This window comes from Pseudomonas sp. CBZ-4 (assembly GCF_000346755.1).
Taxonomy (GTDB): domain Bacteria; phylum Pseudomonadota; class Gammaproteobacteria; order Pseudomonadales; family Pseudomonadaceae; genus Aquipseudomonas.
The window spans coordinates 1-1,653 of record NZ_ANNV01000061.1 but is presented as its reverse complement, the minus strand read 5'-3'; the positions used below and the strand labels follow the sequence as shown (position 1 = coordinate 1,653).

The 1,653-nt window shown below is 52.4% G+C and carries 1 rRNA gene; it reads left to right on the top strand.

Features of this window, described 5'->3' with window-relative positions:
- Window positions 1-1,634, top strand: a 23S ribosomal RNA gene (locus tag B348_RS0107435); the annotation flags it as partial.
- Window positions 1,635-1,653 lie beyond the last annotated feature (19 nt).

The window sequence follows — 1,653 nt, the reverse complement described above, 5'->3', positions numbered from 1 at the left end:
GACAATGGGTGTAAAAACCACCCACGCCGAAAGACCAAGGTTTCCTGCGCAACGTTAATCGACGCAGGGTTAGTCGGTCCCTAAGGCGAGGCTGAAAAGCGTAGTCGATGGAAAACAGGTTAATATTCCTGTACTTCTGGTTATTGCGATGGAGGGACGGAGAAGGCTAGGCCAGCTTGGCGTTGGTTGTCCAAGTTTAAGGTGGTAGGCTGGAATCTTAGGTAAATCCGGGATTCTAAGGCCGAGAGCTGATGACGAGTTAACTTTTAGTTAACGAAGTGGTTGATGCCATGCTTCCAAGAAAAGCTTCTAAGCTTCAGGTAACCAGGAACCGTACCCCAAACCGACACAGGTGGTTGGGTAGAGAATACCAAGGCGCTTGAGAGAACTCGGGTGAAGGAACTAGGCAAAATGGCACCGTAACTTCGGGAGAAGGTGCGCCGGTGAGGGTGAAGGACTTGCTCCGTAAGCTCATGCCGGTCGAAGATACCAGGCCGCTGCGACTGTTTATTAAAAACACAGCACTCTGCAAACACGAAAGTGGACGTATAGGGTGTGACGCCTGCCCGGTGCCGGAAGGTTAATTGATGGGGTTAGCTAACGCGAAGCTCTTGATCGAAGCCCCGGTAAACGGCGGCCGTAACTATAACGGTCCTAAGGTAGCGAAATTCCTTGTCGGGTAAGTTCCGACCTGCACGAATGGCGTAACGATGGCGGCGCTGTCTCCACCCGAGACTCAGTGAAATTGAAATCGCTGTGAAGATGCAGTGTATCCGCGGCTAGACGGAAAGACCCCGTGAACCTTTACTATAGCTTTGCACTGGACTTTGAATTTGCTTGTGTAGGATAGGTGGGAGGCTTTGAAGCGTGGACGCCAGTCTGCGTGGAGCCAACCTTGAAATACCACCCTGGCAACTTTGAGGTTCTAACTCAGGTCCGTTATCCGGATCGAGGACAGTGTATGGTGGGTAGTTTGACTGGGGCGGTCTCCTCCTAAAGAGTAACGGAGGAGTACGAAGGTGCGCTCAGACCGGTCGGAAATCGGTCGTAGAGTATAAAGGCAAAAGCGCGCTTGACTGCGAGACAGACACGTCGAGCAGGTACGAAAGTAGGTCTTAGTGATCCGGTGGTTCTGTATGGAAGGGCCATCGCTCAACGGATAAAAGGTACTCCGGGGATAACAGGCTGATACCGCCCAAGAGTTCATATCGACGGCGGTGTTTGGCACCTCGATGTCGGCTCATCACATCCTGGGGCTGAAGCCGGTCCCAAGGGTATGGCTGTTCGCCATTTAAAGTGGTACGCGAGCTGGGTTTAGAACGTCGTGAGACAGTTCGGTCCCTATCTGCCGTGGACGTTTGAGATTTGAGAGGGGCTGCTCCTAGTACGAGAGGACCGGAGTGGACGAACCTCTGGTGTTCCGGTTGTCACGCCAGTGGCATTGCCGGGTAGCTATGTTCGGAATAGATAACCGCTGAAAGCATCTAAGCGGGAAACTAGCCTCAAGATGAGATCTCACTGGAACCTTGAGTTCCCTGAAGGGCCGTCGAAGACTACGACGTTGATAGGTTGGGTGTGTAAGCGCTGTGAGGCGTTGAGCTAACCAATACTAATTGCCCGTGAGGCTTGACCATATAACACCCAAGCAATTTG